The 14,890-nt window shown below is 63.2% G+C and carries 14 protein-coding genes, 1 tRNA gene and 1 pseudogene; 6 read left to right on the top strand and 10 right to left on the bottom strand.

Annotated features, from left to right (window positions below; translation table 11 throughout):
- From QF015_RS06310 to QF015_RS06320, 3 genes and pseudogenes are all read left to right on the top strand, one after another.
- Positions 1 to 192 (top strand): annotated as a pseudogene (locus QF015_RS06310) (TasA family protein); the annotation flags it as partial.
- Between the two features lie 99 nt (positions 193 to 291).
- A complete protein-coding gene (locus QF015_RS06315; RefSeq protein ID WP_310205807.1) occupies positions 292 to 708 on the top strand; it encodes an Hpt domain-containing protein in 417 nt (138 codons plus the stop codon).
- Positions 709 to 799: 91 nt separating this feature from the next.
- Positions 800 to 1,267, top strand: coding sequence for a SipW-dependent-type signal peptide-containing protein (locus tag QF015_RS06320; protein ID WP_429387825.1), 468 nt, complete (start codon positions 800 to 802; stop codon positions 1,265 to 1,267).
- Between the two features lie 48 nt (positions 1,268 to 1,315).
- On the opposite strand, the gene QF015_RS06325 is transcribed toward QF015_RS06320, so the two are convergent.
- From QF015_RS06325 to galU, 5 genes are all read right to left on the bottom strand, one after another.
- Positions 1,316 to 1,388 (bottom strand) — tRNA-Ala (locus QF015_RS06325).
- A 37-nt stretch (positions 1,389 to 1,425) separates the two neighbouring features.
- A complete protein-coding gene (locus QF015_RS06330; RefSeq protein ID WP_429387828.1) occupies positions 1,426 to 2,226 on the bottom strand; it encodes an SDR family oxidoreductase in 801 nt (266 codons plus the stop codon).
- Between the two features lie 6 nt (positions 2,227 to 2,232).
- Entirely contained in the window at positions 2,233 to 3,117 is an 885-nt protein-coding gene (locus QF015_RS06335; RefSeq protein ID WP_310207033.1) for a hypothetical protein, read from the bottom strand.
- Between the two features lie 145 nt (positions 3,118 to 3,262).
- Complete coding sequence (locus tag QF015_RS06340; protein ID WP_429388459.1) at positions 3,263 to 3,874, bottom strand: GNAT family N-acetyltransferase; 612 nt, start codon at positions 3,872 to 3,874, stop codon at positions 3,263 to 3,265.
- A gap of 5 nt (positions 3,875 to 3,879) precedes the next feature.
- Positions 3,880 to 4,815, bottom strand: coding sequence for a UTP--glucose-1-phosphate uridylyltransferase GalU (gene galU / locus QF015_RS06345; protein ID WP_397336929.1), 936 nt, complete (start codon positions 4,813 to 4,815; stop codon positions 3,880 to 3,882).
- A 98-nt stretch (positions 4,816 to 4,913) separates the two neighbouring features.
- Here galU and QF015_RS06350 point away from each other — a divergent pair, with 98 nt between their 5' ends.
- The 3 genes from QF015_RS06350 (at position 4,914) to QF015_RS06360 (ending at position 6,824) form a co-directional block, all read left to right on the top strand.
- On the top strand, positions 4,914 to 5,549 hold the full coding sequence (locus QF015_RS06350) for a 5-formyltetrahydrofolate cyclo-ligase (RefSeq protein WP_429387831.1): 636 nt from the start codon (positions 4,914 to 4,916) through the stop codon (positions 5,547 to 5,549).
- A 136-nt stretch (positions 5,550 to 5,685) separates the two neighbouring features.
- Entirely contained in the window at positions 5,686 to 5,952 is a 267-nt protein-coding gene (locus tag QF015_RS06355; RefSeq protein WP_310205821.1) for an FmdB family zinc ribbon protein, read from the top strand.
- A gap of 71 nt (positions 5,953 to 6,023) precedes the next feature.
- On the top strand, positions 6,024 to 6,824 hold the full coding sequence (locus QF015_RS06360) for an RcpC/CpaB family pilus assembly protein (protein WP_310205823.1): 801 nt from the start codon (positions 6,024 to 6,026) through the stop codon (positions 6,822 to 6,824).
- 26 nt (positions 6,825 to 6,850) lie between these two features.
- Here QF015_RS06360 and QF015_RS06365 read toward each other — a convergent pair whose 3' ends face one another.
- The 5 genes from QF015_RS06365 to QF015_RS06385 all read right to left on the bottom strand — a co-directional run bounded on the left by QF015_RS06365 (position 6,851) and on the right by QF015_RS06385 (position 14,861).
- Positions 6,851 to 11,002: an AAA family ATPase gene (locus tag QF015_RS06365; RefSeq protein ID WP_429388461.1), complete on the bottom strand. Its 4,152-nt coding sequence runs from the start codon at positions 11,000 to 11,002 to the stop codon at positions 6,851 to 6,853.
- 165 nt (positions 11,003 to 11,167) lie between these two features.
- A complete protein-coding gene (gene guaA, locus QF015_RS06370; protein ID WP_429387835.1) occupies positions 11,168 to 12,757 on the bottom strand; it encodes a glutamine-hydrolyzing GMP synthase in 1,590 nt (529 codons plus the stop codon).
- A gap of 107 nt (positions 12,758 to 12,864) precedes the next feature.
- On the bottom strand, positions 12,865 to 13,365 hold the full coding sequence (locus QF015_RS06375) for a DUF3817 domain-containing protein (RefSeq protein ID WP_310205829.1): 501 nt from the start codon (positions 13,363 to 13,365) through the stop codon (positions 12,865 to 12,867).
- Positions 13,362 to 14,231: an SURF1 family protein gene (locus QF015_RS06380; protein WP_429387838.1), complete on the bottom strand. Its 870-nt coding sequence runs from the start codon at positions 14,229 to 14,231 to the stop codon at positions 13,362 to 13,364. Before QF015_RS06380 ends, QF015_RS06375 begins: the two co-directional genes overlap by 4 nt.
- A 141-nt stretch (positions 14,232 to 14,372) precedes the next feature.
- On the bottom strand, positions 14,373 to 14,861 hold the full coding sequence (locus QF015_RS06385) for a PTS sugar transporter subunit IIA (protein WP_310205834.1): 489 nt from the start codon (positions 14,859 to 14,861) through the stop codon (positions 14,373 to 14,375).
- Positions 14,862 to 14,890 lie beyond the last annotated feature (29 nt).

Raw genomic sequence — 14,890 nt, forward strand, 5'->3', positions numbered from 1 at the left:
GTCCTGGCCAACGGCCCGGTCATCGCAGCGAACAAGGTCCTGAACAACCTGACCTCCCTGACCTCGGCCAAAACCGACAACCTCAAAGTCACCACCGCCTTCCCCACCACCGCCAACGACACCTTCCAAGGCGCCACCTCCACCATCGGCTTCTCCTTCACCGGCACCCAACGCACCGAAACCACGAAGTAACCACCGCGGACCTCGTGAGGGGTTTGCGCCACAAGCCCCGGGGGCCGGCCGGCATGCCCTTCCGGCCCGTCCCCGGTCCATGATGAAAGGAACGCCAGGATGAGCGCAATGAAACCGCCGCGTAGCCCTGGCGGCGAACTGGACCTGAGCAGGCTCCAATCCCTCGCAGAGGAGCTCGGAAACCCGGAGCCGGCACTGCGGTTCCTCACCAAGTACCTGACGATGCTCCCGCAACGGGTTGAACGCATCATCCACGCGGTGGACGATCACGACCCAGATGAGACCACAACGGCCCTTCTGAGCCTGAAGATCAGTTCTGCCATGGTCGGTGCATTGGAAACAGAGCATCAGTGCCGGGCCATCGAATCAATGATCCGCGAAGACCACTTCGACGACGCCGCCCTGGCCCTCCCGGCACTGCAGCAAACAGCAAACCGGTGCACGGCTTCACGGGCCGAGCTCATCACAGCAGCTCACAGCTCCCTGACGCGTCGTCGCGGGTTCTTCCGTTCTTGAGCGGAGCTTGAGTGTTCACCGGGGCGTTTCCTGAGGACGGTTGGGCACACTGGGAAGCGGAACAGGCACACTACAAGGACGGAACGACGCAATGCAGGGCAAGGGCATCACCTGGCAGCTACCGGCCATCATTCTGGCCGCCGTACTCCTGCTGATGGGTGTCCAGGTTTCGCCGGCCCACGCAAAGTTCAACGACACTGCGACAGGCGCCATGGCCGTCACGGCGGCCCGGATCCCGGCGCCGGTTGCCTCCACGCTCACCGTGACAAAGTCCTGTGATTCTTTTCTTTGGTTCGGCCAGGCAAAGATCAGCGTCGGCGCGTTCACCGCTGTCGCCTACGCCAACTATCACGAGCTGAAGATCATTGACCCGGACGGCGTCGTGCAGTTCACCGGGGACATGAGCAAAGCTTCAGGGAAGTCCTACAGCTCAGGTGTCCAAAGCGTGGGCAACCTGTCAGGGACCTGGACCTACCAGATCCGCGGCTACTACAAAGTCCCCAACTCCACTAACTCCTGGGTAGGCCAACCCCTTACTGGCACACTGAACTGCCCCTGATGCGGGCAGCAGCCACAAACACGTAAGGTCGAAAAACCCGGCCACATGTGGAGCTAAGGAGATTCGAACTCCTGACCTCTTCGATGCGAACGAAGCGCTCTACCAACTGAGCTATAGCCCCTGGACCAGTCCTTCACGGCCTGGCCAGTGTCCCTAGGCTACAAACTTTCCCTGCGCTTTTCCAACCACGACACGAACGTCACGGTGCCATCCTTTTGTTCGGGGACCAGGTTGTTGCCGGCACGCAGGAAGGCGCCCATCGCTCCGGGTAACCGCACCTGCACGATCCTGCCCTTGGAGCCTGTAGCCGCCATCCACGACTCCGCCATCTGCCTCATGGTGAGCACCTCCGGGCCGCCCACTGTGCCCAAGCGGTGCCGCTCCGGGCCAGGTCCCTCCAGCGCCGCGTCGAGCAAGGCCCCCGCAACGTCCTCCGGAGAGATGGACTGAAACCTCGCACCCTTGAATACAGGAATGAGCCGCACTTTCGCGCCGGCGGCGAAGACCATGGCCACCAAGCCATGGAACTGGGTGGCCCGAACCACCACAGTCTCCAGCGCCGAAGCAGCATACTTCCGTTCCTTGTCCGCCTTGGAAACGTAATAGGAGTAGGTGCTCTTGTCACAGTTGATGATGGATAACGCCACAGCCTTGGTGACGCCGGCGCGGTGGGCCGCCGCAAGAAGCCGGGCACCGCCGTCGGCGAATTTCCGTTGGGCTTTACCGAACTGCCCTTCGAGGCAATCAATAACGACGTCGGCGCCCTCCAAAGCGGCTGCCAGCCCCTCCCCTGTGGTGACGTCGCCCCGAACGTAAGTTACGCCGTCGTGGCGCCTCTGCGAGCCGTGAGGCGGCACGTGCCGGGACAGCGCGGTGACCTTTAGCCCCGCTGCAGCGGCGAGCCGAACAACTTCCCGACCAACCTGCCCTGTACCACCCGCGACGCAGACGCTGGTCACGGCACCTTAGGCGCGGCGGCGCTGGAGAACGTCATCCAGGTTGCTCAATGCGCTCTGGCCCTTGGCGGAGGCCACAACCGCTGCCTCGGCCTGCTCAGCGCTTTGCTTCAGGACAGGCTTGCCCACCGGCTTGGGAGCCTCAGGGAGGTCCAAGGGTTCAGGCGCGGGCCGCGGAGCCTTGGCGGCTTCAACATAGGTGGGCTTGGGAACTGCAACAGGCTCCCAACTGGAACCCTTGGAGTCCTGGGCTGCCTGGGCGGAGGTGTCTCCCGCGGCTACCGCGACCGCCAATGCGGCCTGGCGAAGTTCAACGGCAGAAAGGCGCGTAGCTTCACGACTGCTGGCTTCGGCGTCGAAAACCGTGGTTTCCTTCGGTTCAACCGACGGTTCCTTCGGCAAGTAGCGCGCCGGTGTCGGAATAGGCGCCGCCTGCGCTGCGCGGCGTGCCCGACGCTCGCGAAGGTCCCTCAGGGCCAGCTTCCGCAGCGTCACGACGGCGAGCACAGCCCCGATGAGCGAAACCAGTGGCAACCAGACCGATCCGGTCCCAAAAAGGAGCAAGACACCGGAAACGGCCGCCGTCACCAACAGGGCAAGGCCGGCCAAAGCCAGTGTGAGCCGGGCGTAGCGGATGGTGAACGGAGTGGTAGGTGCTTTCCCAAGGGACGACTCTGCCACGCGGGATTCCTGGGGCGACGCCGGTGCTTTGCTGTGCATGGTCTCCATCGGTTTCTCCTGCTGAGGTGCCAAAGTCAGTACCACCCCGGCCTGCGGTTCGTCTGGTTCGTCGTCGATGGCCTCTGCTGGAACAGCGGCCGTTTGGACTTGTTGGCGCCTGTTCCGCAGAACATAGGGCGCCACCCAGACCATCCACAGCGCGACAGTGACCACGAGTATCACTGAGCTGCTGAGAGGGAAGTCCACATTCAAAACCGTAGAAGCAAATCACCGGGCGCGGCGGCATTGCGGCCGGTGTGTCGCCGGCGAGTCCGCAAATGACTGGAGATACGGTCAAAATGGCCGATGACCTGCCCGTTTATCCCCTGAGCCACCGACGCAGCAGACCCTCTGGAACTTCGTCGGACGTCAAGGCGAAGGAACGGTGGTCCGCCCACTCGCCGTTAATATGCAGGTACCGCTCCCGGTAGCCTTCATCCCGGAACCCGAGCTTCTCCACAACCCGCAGGCTGGGCGCGTTTTCGGGCCTGATGTTGATTTCCATGCGATGAAGGCCGAGTACCTTGAAGCAATGATCGGTTGCCATGGCGACCGCCGTCGGAGCTATCCCATGGCCCGCCCGCTCCTTGTCCACCCAGTACCCCAGGGTGGCCATCATGGCCGATCCCCAAATGATGGAAGAAACGGTCAGTTGGCCCACGATGAGCGGTTCCCGGAATCCCGGGGTCCGCTCGACAATGAGAAACGGCAACGCTGTGGACTGGCGGGCTTGCTGGTTCAGCGAGCCCACCATCTGCCGGTAACTGGGCAGGCGCCCACCCGGGGCCGGGTTGGACGCCTCCCAGGGAGCAAGCCATTCGCTGTTCCGCGCACGGACTTCAGACCACTCCCGCTTGTCGCGGTATCGGATAGGGCGAAGAAGCAGGTCTCCGCTTTCCAGCGTCACCGGCCAGATAGCAGAGCCGTACACCGGAGTTACTTGGGGAGCGCGGCAGTGAAGGTCGGCAGCCACTCACGCAATTCAGGACCGAGGTCCTCGCGTTCGCATGCCAGTTCGATGCAGGCCTTGAGGTAGCTGAGTTTGTCGCCGGTGTCGTAGCGGCGGCCACGGAAGACAACGCCGTACACGCCATAGCCTTCACCTTCACCGGCTGCCAGAACCTCAAGGGCGTCCGTCAGCTGGATTTCGCCACCACGGCCTGGTTCGGTCTTTTCCAGCACATCGAACACTGCCGGGTGCAGTACGTAGCGGCCGATCACAGCAAGGTTGGATGGCGCTTCTTCCGGAGACGGCTTTTCCACGAGCTGCTTGATGCGGACATAGCCTTCTTCGCCGATTTCTTCGACGTCGGCGCAACCATAGGCGCTGATCTTGGAAGGCTCCACTTCGATCAATGCAACGACGGAACCGCCAGTCTTCTGCTGGACGGCGATCATGTCGCTCAAGAGGTTATCGCGGGCATCAATCAGGTCATCGCCGAGGAGTACGGCAAAGGGCTCGTGACCGACGTGCTGCTTTGCACGAAGGACAGCGTGGCCCAGACCGTTGGGGTCGCCCTGGCGGACGTAGTGGATGTCACCGAGGTTGGTGGCGGACTGGATGGCCTCAAGCTTGGCGGTGTCGCCCTTTTCCGCCAGCGTCGCTTCCAGCGCGGGCACACGGTCGAAGTGATCTTCAAGGGCGCGCTTGCTGCGCCCTGTGATCATGAGGACGTCGTGCAGGCCAACCTTGACCGCTTCTTCGACGACGTACTGGATGGCTGGCTTGTCAACCACGGGCAGCATTTCCTTGGGCATTGCCTTTGTGGCAGGCAGGAACCGGGTACCAAGACCCGCTGCGGGGATGACGGCCTTACGGACAGCATTGTTATCGAGAGTCACCGGACTAATGTAACGGAAGGAATACATCATCGGCTAAACCCTCGCCGTGCCGGAAGAACATTTCTGCGTACCGCCGGGCAGCAGCTGCTGTTGTACGGGCACCACGCAAACCTCAGGATCGGACATCAATGGCATCCAAGGAAGACATCCGCAGCAATCGCCGCCTCCAGAGGCGGACCCTCACCCCCGAACAAATCGCCGCCGCCGGCAGGTCGATCGCACAGCACGGAACGGCATGGGCCTCCGAGGCCTCGTCGGACACCGCAGCCACTTTTGCCGTGTACGTCGGCGTCGCCTTTGAACCGCCCACCATGGCGCTGATCAATGCCCTGCACGATGCCGGCCACCGCGTCCTGCTTCCCGTCTGCGAACCCGGCAGGCAACTGAGCTGGGTCTATTGGACACCTGCGACCGTGTTTGTCCGCTCCTCCTTCGCCCCCATCGACGAACCCGAGGGCGAGCGTTTGGAAAGCGACGTCGTGGCCGGCGCGGCGGGCATCTTCATGCCCGCCACGGCCGTGGATAGAGATGGCAACCGGATCGGGCAGGGCGGCGGCTACTACGACCGGCTCCTCCAGGGCCTCGACGCTTCCGGCCAGCGGCCTCCCACCATCGCGGTGGTGTACGACGACGACCTGTTGCCGTCAGGTTCGATTCCCGCCGAACCGTTCGACCGCCCCGTGCGGGAAGTGCTGACGCCCTCCGGCGTGGTCCGGCTGGACAATGCGGCGGCTGCGACCCGGGAAGGCCGGCCGGCCCGGTGAGGTCCGGCACATGCACTGGCGCGTGCCGCGTAGACGGGTGATAGAATTGGCACTCAGGCCCTGCGACTGCTAATGCGAGGAAAACTCCTCGCCATCGCCGCACAGGACCTGACCTTTGTCCTGAAGGAGGAACTCAGTGCCCACATACGCATACGCCTGCAAAGACTGTGACCATGCCTTTGACATCGTCCAGTCCTTCTCTGACAGCTCCCTGACGGAGTGCCCCGAGTGCAAGGGCGCCCTTCGCAAGAAGTTCAACAGCGTCGGCGTCGTCTTCAAGGGCTCAGGTTTCTACCGTACGGATTCCCGTGATGCCAAGGGCAGCACTGTTTCTGCCGCGCCGGCAGCCCCTGCCGCTGCGTCACCGGCCCCCGCTGCAGCACCGGCAGCTGCAGCCAGCTAACCTCAGCACCTTTTCCACATAGAGCACCGGACCGCTGTTTTGCGGCCCGGTGCTCTGGCTAACGTGGCGGCATGCCACATCAGTCACGAAGGGCCCTCCTTGCCAGCGCTCAGGGCTCAGCATCCCCCGTCGCCCGGCGTCCGGTTCCGCGCGCCCGTTCAGGACGCCCAGCTGTTCGCCGCCAGCATGCTGGAAGATTCGACCGGTCCCACGATCATGGCGCCCAAGCCCGCAGGAAACGAAGCTTCCTTTCATGGCTTGCAAGGAACCGCCGGCTTACGGTCGCCCTCCTGCTGTGCCTGGCCGCCGGCCTCGCCGTCCAACAACTGACACCGGTTCCGGAGCAGCGGGTCAGCGTTCTGGTCGCAGCGCGTGATCTTCCAACGGGCACCAGCCTTGCCGAAAGCGATTTCACCCTCCAAGACGTGCCGCCGGACCTGGCCATCCCGGGAGCTCTTCCAGACGGCGCCCCCTTTGCCGGCCGTCAGTTGGCTTCACCCCTGAGCAAGGGACAGATTCCCACGGAGTCTAATCTCCTCGGGCCAGGCCTGCTCACCGGGGCGCCCGTGGGCACAGCGGCCGTTCCCTTACGGATGGCAGACCCGTCGTCCATACAGCTCCTCTCGCCCGGGCAGTTGGTCACCGTGGTCCTCACAGCGGCAGGCTCCTACGACGAATCCAGGGAAAGCCAAGTTCTAGCCGGTCCCGTCCCTGTGCTCTGGACCTCTGCCCACGGTGGCAAGGCAGGCGAATGGCTCGGGACAAGCGACACCGAAGGGTTGGTGGTAGTGGCTGCAGATCCCCAACAAGCAGAAAAGCTTGCCGGCGCATCAACGCAAGGCAAGCTTTTCTTTGTTTTGGTCAGCCGGTGACGAGCGGGTCACCAGCTGTGGGCGGCTTAGCCCCAGTGTGGAGGCTTTTGCTCCTTCAGCCACTGCTCATGGTCGTAGCCGGAGTCATCGCCCCACCGCCGGGGATCGTCTTCCGCAGCTTTGGTAGGAAGGATGCCGCTTACGCCTGGCTTGGCAGCGGTCGGCGTGGAATCCGACGATGCCGGGGCAACGTCGCTCTCCGATGTTCCCGATTCTGCCTCGGCCCCGCTGTCCGGACCGGTTGCCTGTTCCATCAGTGGTGCTTCTTTCTCATTCTCAACATCATCTTCACCATCATCAGACTGGTCGACCGCCTGAAGTGCCGCGCTTGGTGTAAACGTCGGCTGGGCCTTGTCCACACTCAATTGTTCAACATCCATGTCCAGGAAACCATGCTGCGGCGACGTCGACCGGGGAATGTGGTTCTCCAGCCCCAAATAGGATCCGATGCGATCCGCACAGGACGAAGGGTCGGTAAAGACCTCGATGGTCCACAGGGACATGTAGCGCCATCCCATGCGCTCCAGGAGTTGCGGACGCAGCCTGCTCCGTTCGCGAACGCTCATCCGCCGATAACGTTCGGTTCCATCGGATTCGATCGCCACGGGGGTGGGGATCTCTGCGCCTTCCCGGCCTATCGTGTGGACGGGATCAGCTGCAGCCGCAATATCCAGCACGCCATCGTACAGATGCCAGACACGGGCTCCCCGGGCACGCAAACGCTCCCCAAGATCGGCCACGAGGGGATCCTCGCCGAGGGCTTGCTCACTGGCAACTGCCCGGGAAGCAGGCGTCCCGAGATTGCTGTTACCGGAGAGCTCCCGGTCCAGAAGCTCATAGAAGTCCACCGCACCATGGGCCAGACGATCGAGGTCGAGGTCCTCGGGGCGGAAGCAACTCAGGACATGCATGGATCGCCGGGCACGGGTCATCGCCAAGGCGAACCGGTTCCGGCCACCTTCGGTGGACAGTGGACCGAACGAGTGAAGTGCCCGGCCGTGGGGCGTACGACCATAGCCAAGAGAGAAGATGACGTGGTCCCTCACCAGGCCCTGGGCCCGCTCAAGGTCCACCACGCGGAACGACTCGGGGCCGGCTCCGAAGAACGTGGACAGCAACGGATGGTTCGGCAGTTGGAGCCTGATGGCCTCACCGATACGGGCCGCATGGCGCAAACTTGCCGTGACAACCGCAAGGGACGTGCGGGGGCGGAGCCTGGCATGTTCGAAGACGAGGTCCACCACACGGTTGACCTCGGCCGTAACAGACTCCACGCCCTCATGGTCCGCCCCCGGAAGACCGGTGCCATCAGGAATGTACTCCACCACGATCGAACGGTCCAGGCCCGTTACCGAGTTGCCGTCAGGCAGGCGCTTCAGGCCACCCTCGTAGTAATTCTTGCTCAGTTGGAGAATCAGGTCCTCGTCCACCGCGCGGTAAACCCAGTTCAGCTGCCACGTGGGAAGGACCCGTGCCAGTGCTTTGAAAGCGCTGTCCACATTCTCGTGGCTGGCCACGCCGGCCACCGGAGGTTCCACGGCAACGCTGAACGTCCGCGCATGGGCGATCTTCGCATCCCCGAACGCCACCACCTGCTTCGCCCGGGCGATGGCAGGAAGCACCGCCTGGAGGGACGTGGATTCAGCATCAATCACCACGACGGCGTCGAACTTTTGCTCTGCCGGAAGAACACCAGTGAGGAGGTACGGGCTCACGGACCACACCGGAACCAGCAGGGGTACAAGGTCCGGCGCCTGGGCGCTCAGGGCCGGCAGCGTTACGCGCCCGTCCTTCAGCAAGGCACGCAGCAATTCCGCCTGCCTCGGGTGTTCGAGCAAGCCCTGACGCCATTTCTGTGCCAACTGCCACCGAAGACGCGCGGCACCACTGGCGATGTGGGCCTGGTCCGCCAGCCGGAATTCGGCCTCCAGGCGGCGCAACGAATCGCCATCGGACATGGCAAGGTAGTCGTCGCCGCTGATCATGGCTTCCAAAGCGGACTGCCACCAGGCAAGGTCAAGTTCAGCGGCCACGGAGGCGGCCGGGACTTCGCGGGCAGCCAGGTCCGCAAGAAGCTCGCCAAGACCATGCTCGCGCATTTCCTCGATCAGCAGGGTGCGCTCAGGGAGGGTCTCCAGCGTGTCGGTGTCTGCGACAAGCCGTTCCAACCGCTCCATCAGCTCCAGGTACGGTGTCCCGTGGAGGGAGCCACCGGCACTGGTGTGCTCCAGGGCGGCACCGAGCCGATGCAGCTCTCCATCAAGTTCCCTGTAGAGCGCACCAAGGTCGGCAAGCCCGGACGGCACAGCAGGGTGGCGCTGGGTAGTGGCGTAGCCGGCCCACAATGCACGCTGCTCCTGGACCAGGACCAGGGAGCTGTGGAGGTCGGCGATGTGGACACCGGGCCGCACATATTCCTTGGCTACGCGGCGCAAGCGGGAGCGCTGCATGGAGGGCATCTCCAGATTCCGCTCCCGACGCCAGGCGGAGCTGGCGGTAGCAGAGATGAGGTCGTGCACCGGCCTGTCAAAGATGTCGGGAGTGAACTTATCCAGGCTCTCCCGGACGGCAATCAACAGTTCAAGCTGCGCACCCCACTCCGTGAAGGTGTCCCCCAGCCTGATTTCTGCGTGATCGGACACCTGCTTCATGCGATCCCGCAGGACGGGAAGCTTCTCTTCCGCCAAGCGCACAAGCTGCTGGGCTTCCTCGGTCTCCTTACGGGTGACCAAGCGCGCTCCGTACCAGGGGCTGGACGTGGATGCCCGGCTGAAGCTGCCCAGTTCAGCCGCCCGACGCAGGCGGCCTGCGAGTTCTTCCCGGTCCTTAATGTTGTCCAGGACGCTGCGCTTCAGACGAACCGTCGTGGAAGGCGCGGGGTGGATGGACGTCAACTCCGCCAGCGACTGCATGGCCTGGTACGGCGAGCAACCCCACCGTTCACGGACGTTGTGCAGTGATGCGACGTGGTCCATCAGCGCGTGCCGGTGCCCGGTCAGCGTCTGGTGCAGATTGCCCAGTTGAGGTTCGAGCGCTTTCTCATTGCGCATGATGGCGCGGACCAACTGGCCCTTGAGCTGCTGCGGAGTAGTCCCGTTGCCCGGGCGGAAGAGCATGGAGTCCAGGCCCAGCGATTCCAGATGGGCGGAAAGTCCCGCGAGGCTGGACTGCCTGTCCCCTACCACCAGAACGGATTTGCCTTCGAAGACCAGTGCGCCGATGGCATTGATGGCCGTTTGGGTCTGACCGCTTCCAGGTGGGGTGCTGACAACCAGCGAATCCCCGGCGCGAACGGCATCGACCACGTACTGCTGGTCCGTGTCGGCGTCGAGCAGGAGGAGCTCATCTGCCGGGTCACGGAGGTCCAGGCTCGGGAACCGGCCCGCCTTGACGGTTTCCGGCTCGATGTCGGCACCGTTTGCAGCCATGGACAGCGCGGCGACCGTGGGGTTGTTCATATTGATCCACGGATCATCGAGGTTGCCTGAGAGGTCAGCCAGGGTGGTGACCAGCAGGTTGAACTCCACCTCGGCGCCGTGAATCGGCTGGACGAGCGTGGAGAGGCGGTCCAGGACCGGCTGGGGGTCGAACCTTGCCGTATTGTAAGCCATGCGGGCCACTGCATTGACGTCGAAAACGATGCCGTGGACTGATTTGAGGTGGCGTACCAGGGCAGGGTTCATCCGTGCCTGTTCGGTGAGCTGGAGTTCGAAGTCGTCTTCGCCAGGGCGGACCGTCAAGATGATGGACGTGAGCATCACCGGCGCCGACACCCGCTGGGGTTTACCGCCGACGGCGGAGGTCCACACAACAGTACCGGCGGACAAATATCCGGCCTCGATACCACGGTCGTTGCTCAGCTCGAAGATCTTGGACCTGATGTTGCGTGCTGCCCGCGCCGCCACCAAGTATTGTTGCCGGTCCCTGATCAGGGTGGACAGGCGTGTTCTGCGGCCTGCGAGCAACTGCGCCAGTCCCGAGGGGTGCGCATTGCTGAGGTCAATGGCGCCTTCGGGCGTTTTGACGAAGCGCAGCATCGTGTCCGCCCCGGTGACGGGCTTAAGACCAGACAGCCATTTACGGAGCTCTTCGGAGCCCTCTTCCTGGCCTTGACCTACTGACACAACTTCTGCCTTCTTTTCTGTACTAGCTTTAGACGCCTTGGACCATACCGGCATACCTTCGAGGGTAGCGGGAATACCCTTCCAGCCCGCTCCGCAACGCTGTCCCGATGCGAAATTCGCCGTCATTTCACAGGTGCCTGCCGATTTCGACGGTCAGGACCGCCCTGATGGCGCAAGCAAAGTGGCCGGCCTCCCAGAGGAGGCCGGCCACTCAGAATGCTATTCCCACTCGATGGTTCCCGGTGGCTTGCTGGTCACGTCCAGCACCACGCGGTTCACTCCATCAACCTCATTGGTGATGCGGTTGGAGATCCGGGCCAGGAGGTCGTAGGGCAACCGCGACCAGTCCGCCGTCATGGCGTCTTCGGAAGACACCGGACGGAGCACAATCGGGTGGCCGTAAGTGCGGCCATCGCCCTGAACACCGACGCTGCGGACATCAGCGAGCAGGACCACCGGCATCTGCCAAACGTCGTTATCCAGCCCTGCAGCCGTGAGCTCGGCACGGGCAATGGCGTCTGCCTTACGCAGGAGGTCCAGGCGTTCCTTGGTCACTTCCCCCACGATGCGGATACCCAGGCCGGGGCCCGGGAACGGCTGGCGGCCAACAATTTCCTGCGGCAGGCCAAGCTGGGCACCGACTGCCCGGACTTCGTCCTTGAACAGGGCCCGCAGCGGCTCGACAAGCTCGAACTGCAGGTCCTCCGGAAGCCCACCCACGTTGTGGTGGCTCTTGATGTTTGCAGCGCCCTCGCCACCACCGGATTCGACGACATCCGGATACAGGGTGCCTTGAACCAGGAATTTGATTTTCTCGCCGTCGGCCGCGGCCTGGGCGATGATGGCCCGCTCCGCTTCCTCGAAGGCGCGAATAAACTCCCGGCCAATGATCTTGCGCTTGGTTTCGGGATCGCTGACGCCGGCAAGCGCCGACAGGAAGCGTTCCTGTTCGTTCGCAACGTACAGGTTGACACCTGTTGCGGCCACGAAGTCACGTTCAACCTGCTCGGCTTCGCCTTCCCGAAGGAGGCCGTGGTCCACGAAGACACAGGTCAGCTGATCGCCGACCGCGCGCTGCACCAGAGCAGCCGCGACTGCGGAGTCCACGCCACCGGAGAGACCGCAAATGACCTTGGAGTCACCGATCTGCTGGCGGATGCGTTCCACCTGCTCTTCGAGGATGTTGCCCGTGGTCCAGTTGGGGCTCAGGCCCGCTCCCTTGAACAGGAAGTTCTCCAGGACATGCTGGCCAAGAACGGAGTGCTTCACTTCCGGGTGCCACTGCACACCGAAGAGGCGCTTCTCATCGTTGGCGAAGGCAGCCACTGGGGCTCCGGCCGTGGTCGCGAGCACCTCGAAGCCCTCGGGCGCCTCGTGAACGGAGTCACCGTGGCTCATCCAGGTGTTCTGCGACGCCGGGACGCCGTCGAGGATGGAGCGTGCGTCGCCCACCAGGAGGGCTTCGGTGGCGCCGTACTCCCGCAAACCGGTCTGGGCCACTTTCCCACCCAAGGCATTCGCCATGGCCTGGAATCCGTAGCAGATGCCGAAAACGGGAACGCCGGCCTCAAAGAGGTCAGCGCCCACGAACGGCGCGCCCTCAGCGTAGACGCTGGAGGGTCCGCCGGAAAGAATGATGGCTGCCGGGTTCTTGGCCAGAAGCTGCTCGGTGGTGAAGGTATGCGGAACGATTTCCGAATACACATTCGCTTCACGGACGCGGCGGGCAATCAGCTGCGCGTACTGGGCACCGTAGTCAACAACCAGCACCGGCTTCTGGGAAGTTTGGGGTGCGGTGGGAGTAGTCACCAGACAAGACTACTTTGCCGGGCCGCCCCGGTGCACGTTGACGAGGGCGGCCAAGGGCCTAAACGGGCCTTGCAGTTAGGCATCTCACACTGGGATGCCATCAGTTCCTAGTAGCGCTTGGACGCTTGCGGGTTGGCGGCAAGTTCCGCTTCGACCTGCGCGTGGAATTTCTTCTCCACGATGAAGGACAGAAGCGGGACCACACCGCCCAGGGCCAAGAGGACCATTTTGGAGAAAGGCCAGCGCATCAGCGACCACAGGCGGAAGTTCGACACCAGGTACACCACGTACATCCAACCGTGGACGATCAGCACCGACGTGGAGATGTTGAACCCGCCGATGACGCCTTTGGGCTCGGATTCCGCGAAGCCGAAACCGAACGGCTGGCCTGTAACCGCGCTCGTGCCCCCGGCAAAGAGCGAAACACCGAACCCGTAGCGGGCGATCAGTTCCGCACACAGCAGAAGCAGCATGGCACCGGTGAGGTAGGCCATGACTTTGTAGAACTTCAACGCCGAACGGATCTGTGCTTCCGTTCCGCCGAAGCGCCGCTTCTTCGGTTTGGGTCCTGACTGCTCGGGCTGGATGGCCGGTTTTGGCTCAATCATTGCTGCACCTTTTGTTCTGGCTCTGGGCTTGTAGTTTTTGCGGGAACCACGGGAGTAACCGGCGGGTCCCCGTCTTCATCCCCGTACTCGTCGTCGAATTCGTCGTCTTCAAGGTCGCGCCGGTAATCGTCCTTGACCAGCCGCCACCAGATGAAGATGGAGAATCCCGCAAAGACAACCCATTCCACGGCGTAGAAGAGATTCAGCCAGTTGACCTGCTCTGCAGGCGGCTGGGGCGGGATGTTGAGGGCCTGGACGTTATCGCCAAGGGGAATGGTCACGCCGCCGGAGACTTCCGACGTCGCAGCAACAAACCCCGGGTAGCTGGAAACTTCCCACGTGTTGACGAGCTCGGCACTGGACACGGCGGACGCGCGTCCTGGACCGGCGTCGACGTTTGGAACGGGCGCTTCAGAAGGGATGAGGCGACCGGTCAAGGTAATGGTTCCCGACGGCGGCGGCCCGGCTTGGGCGGCATCGGCAACCCAGCCCCGCGCCACGGGGATCCACGTTTGGGGCGAGGCGGCAACACCGCTCAGCGCCGGAGCGTTGTCGACGGCGAAGGCAGAGACGATCCAGAAGCCTTTTTGGTTGTTGTGCAGGCGGCCCTCCACGAGGACCTGCTTGCCGGGATCGTACGTTCCTGTGGCGGTGACCATCTGGTCCGAGACCGAACCGGGGAAGAACTGGCCCGGTTGGAGGACGTCCACCAGCGGTTTCACTTCTTCGATGCTCGACGGCGCGGGAGGCTCGTGCTGGGCGGACCGGCTGAGCTGCCACTGACTGAGCAGCACGAACACCGCGGACAGCAGAAGCGCAAAGACCAGTCCTGCGATCCAGCGGGGTTTCAACGCGGTTTTCAACACCCCTTAACCGTACTTCGTCCGGCTGTAGAACAACGAAACGAGGCAAAGGGCCTGCCCTGTACACGAAAGAGCCTGCCCCGGAGTGGGGCAGCAGGGACACTGCTTGGCGACGAAGTCGACACGCAGGGGCCTGCCCCAATCTCAGTGGTCGAAGAACACCAGGCTGGAGTTGATGAGCTCGGAAATGACCTCGGGGTCGTGGGCCCGGCGGAGGGACTCCCGGAAGGACTCTTTGGACAGCGAACGGGCCAGGGTGGCCAGGACCTCGAGGTGGTCGGAGAAGGAACTGGCGGGAGTGGCAATGAGGAGGATCAACGTTGCAGGACCGTCGGTTGCCCCGAAGTCCAGGGCATGGCCGAATTTGGTCACGCCCACCGCAATGGAAATCCTGTCCACGAATTCACTGCGCGCATGCGGAAGGCCAATGCCACCGGGAAGCCCTGTGGCCAGCTGGTGTTCCCGGGAGTGTACTTGCTCCAGGAATCCTTCAAGGTTGGTGATCCTGCCGGCATCGTGAAGCTTATGGGCCAGCTGGGCAGCGGCGTCGGTCTTGTCCTCGGCGACAAGTTCAAGAATGACGGTGTCCGGGGTGGTCAGTTCCGCGTCATACCGGTCAAGTGGTTCAGCCAAGTCGTGTTCCCTCCAGTGTGGCCTTCCGG

The sequence above is a fragment of the Paenarthrobacter sp. TE4293 genome, from assembly GCF_050435325.1.
Taxonomy (GTDB): domain Bacteria; phylum Actinomycetota; class Actinomycetes; order Actinomycetales; family Micrococcaceae; genus Arthrobacter; species Arthrobacter nitroguajacolicus_C.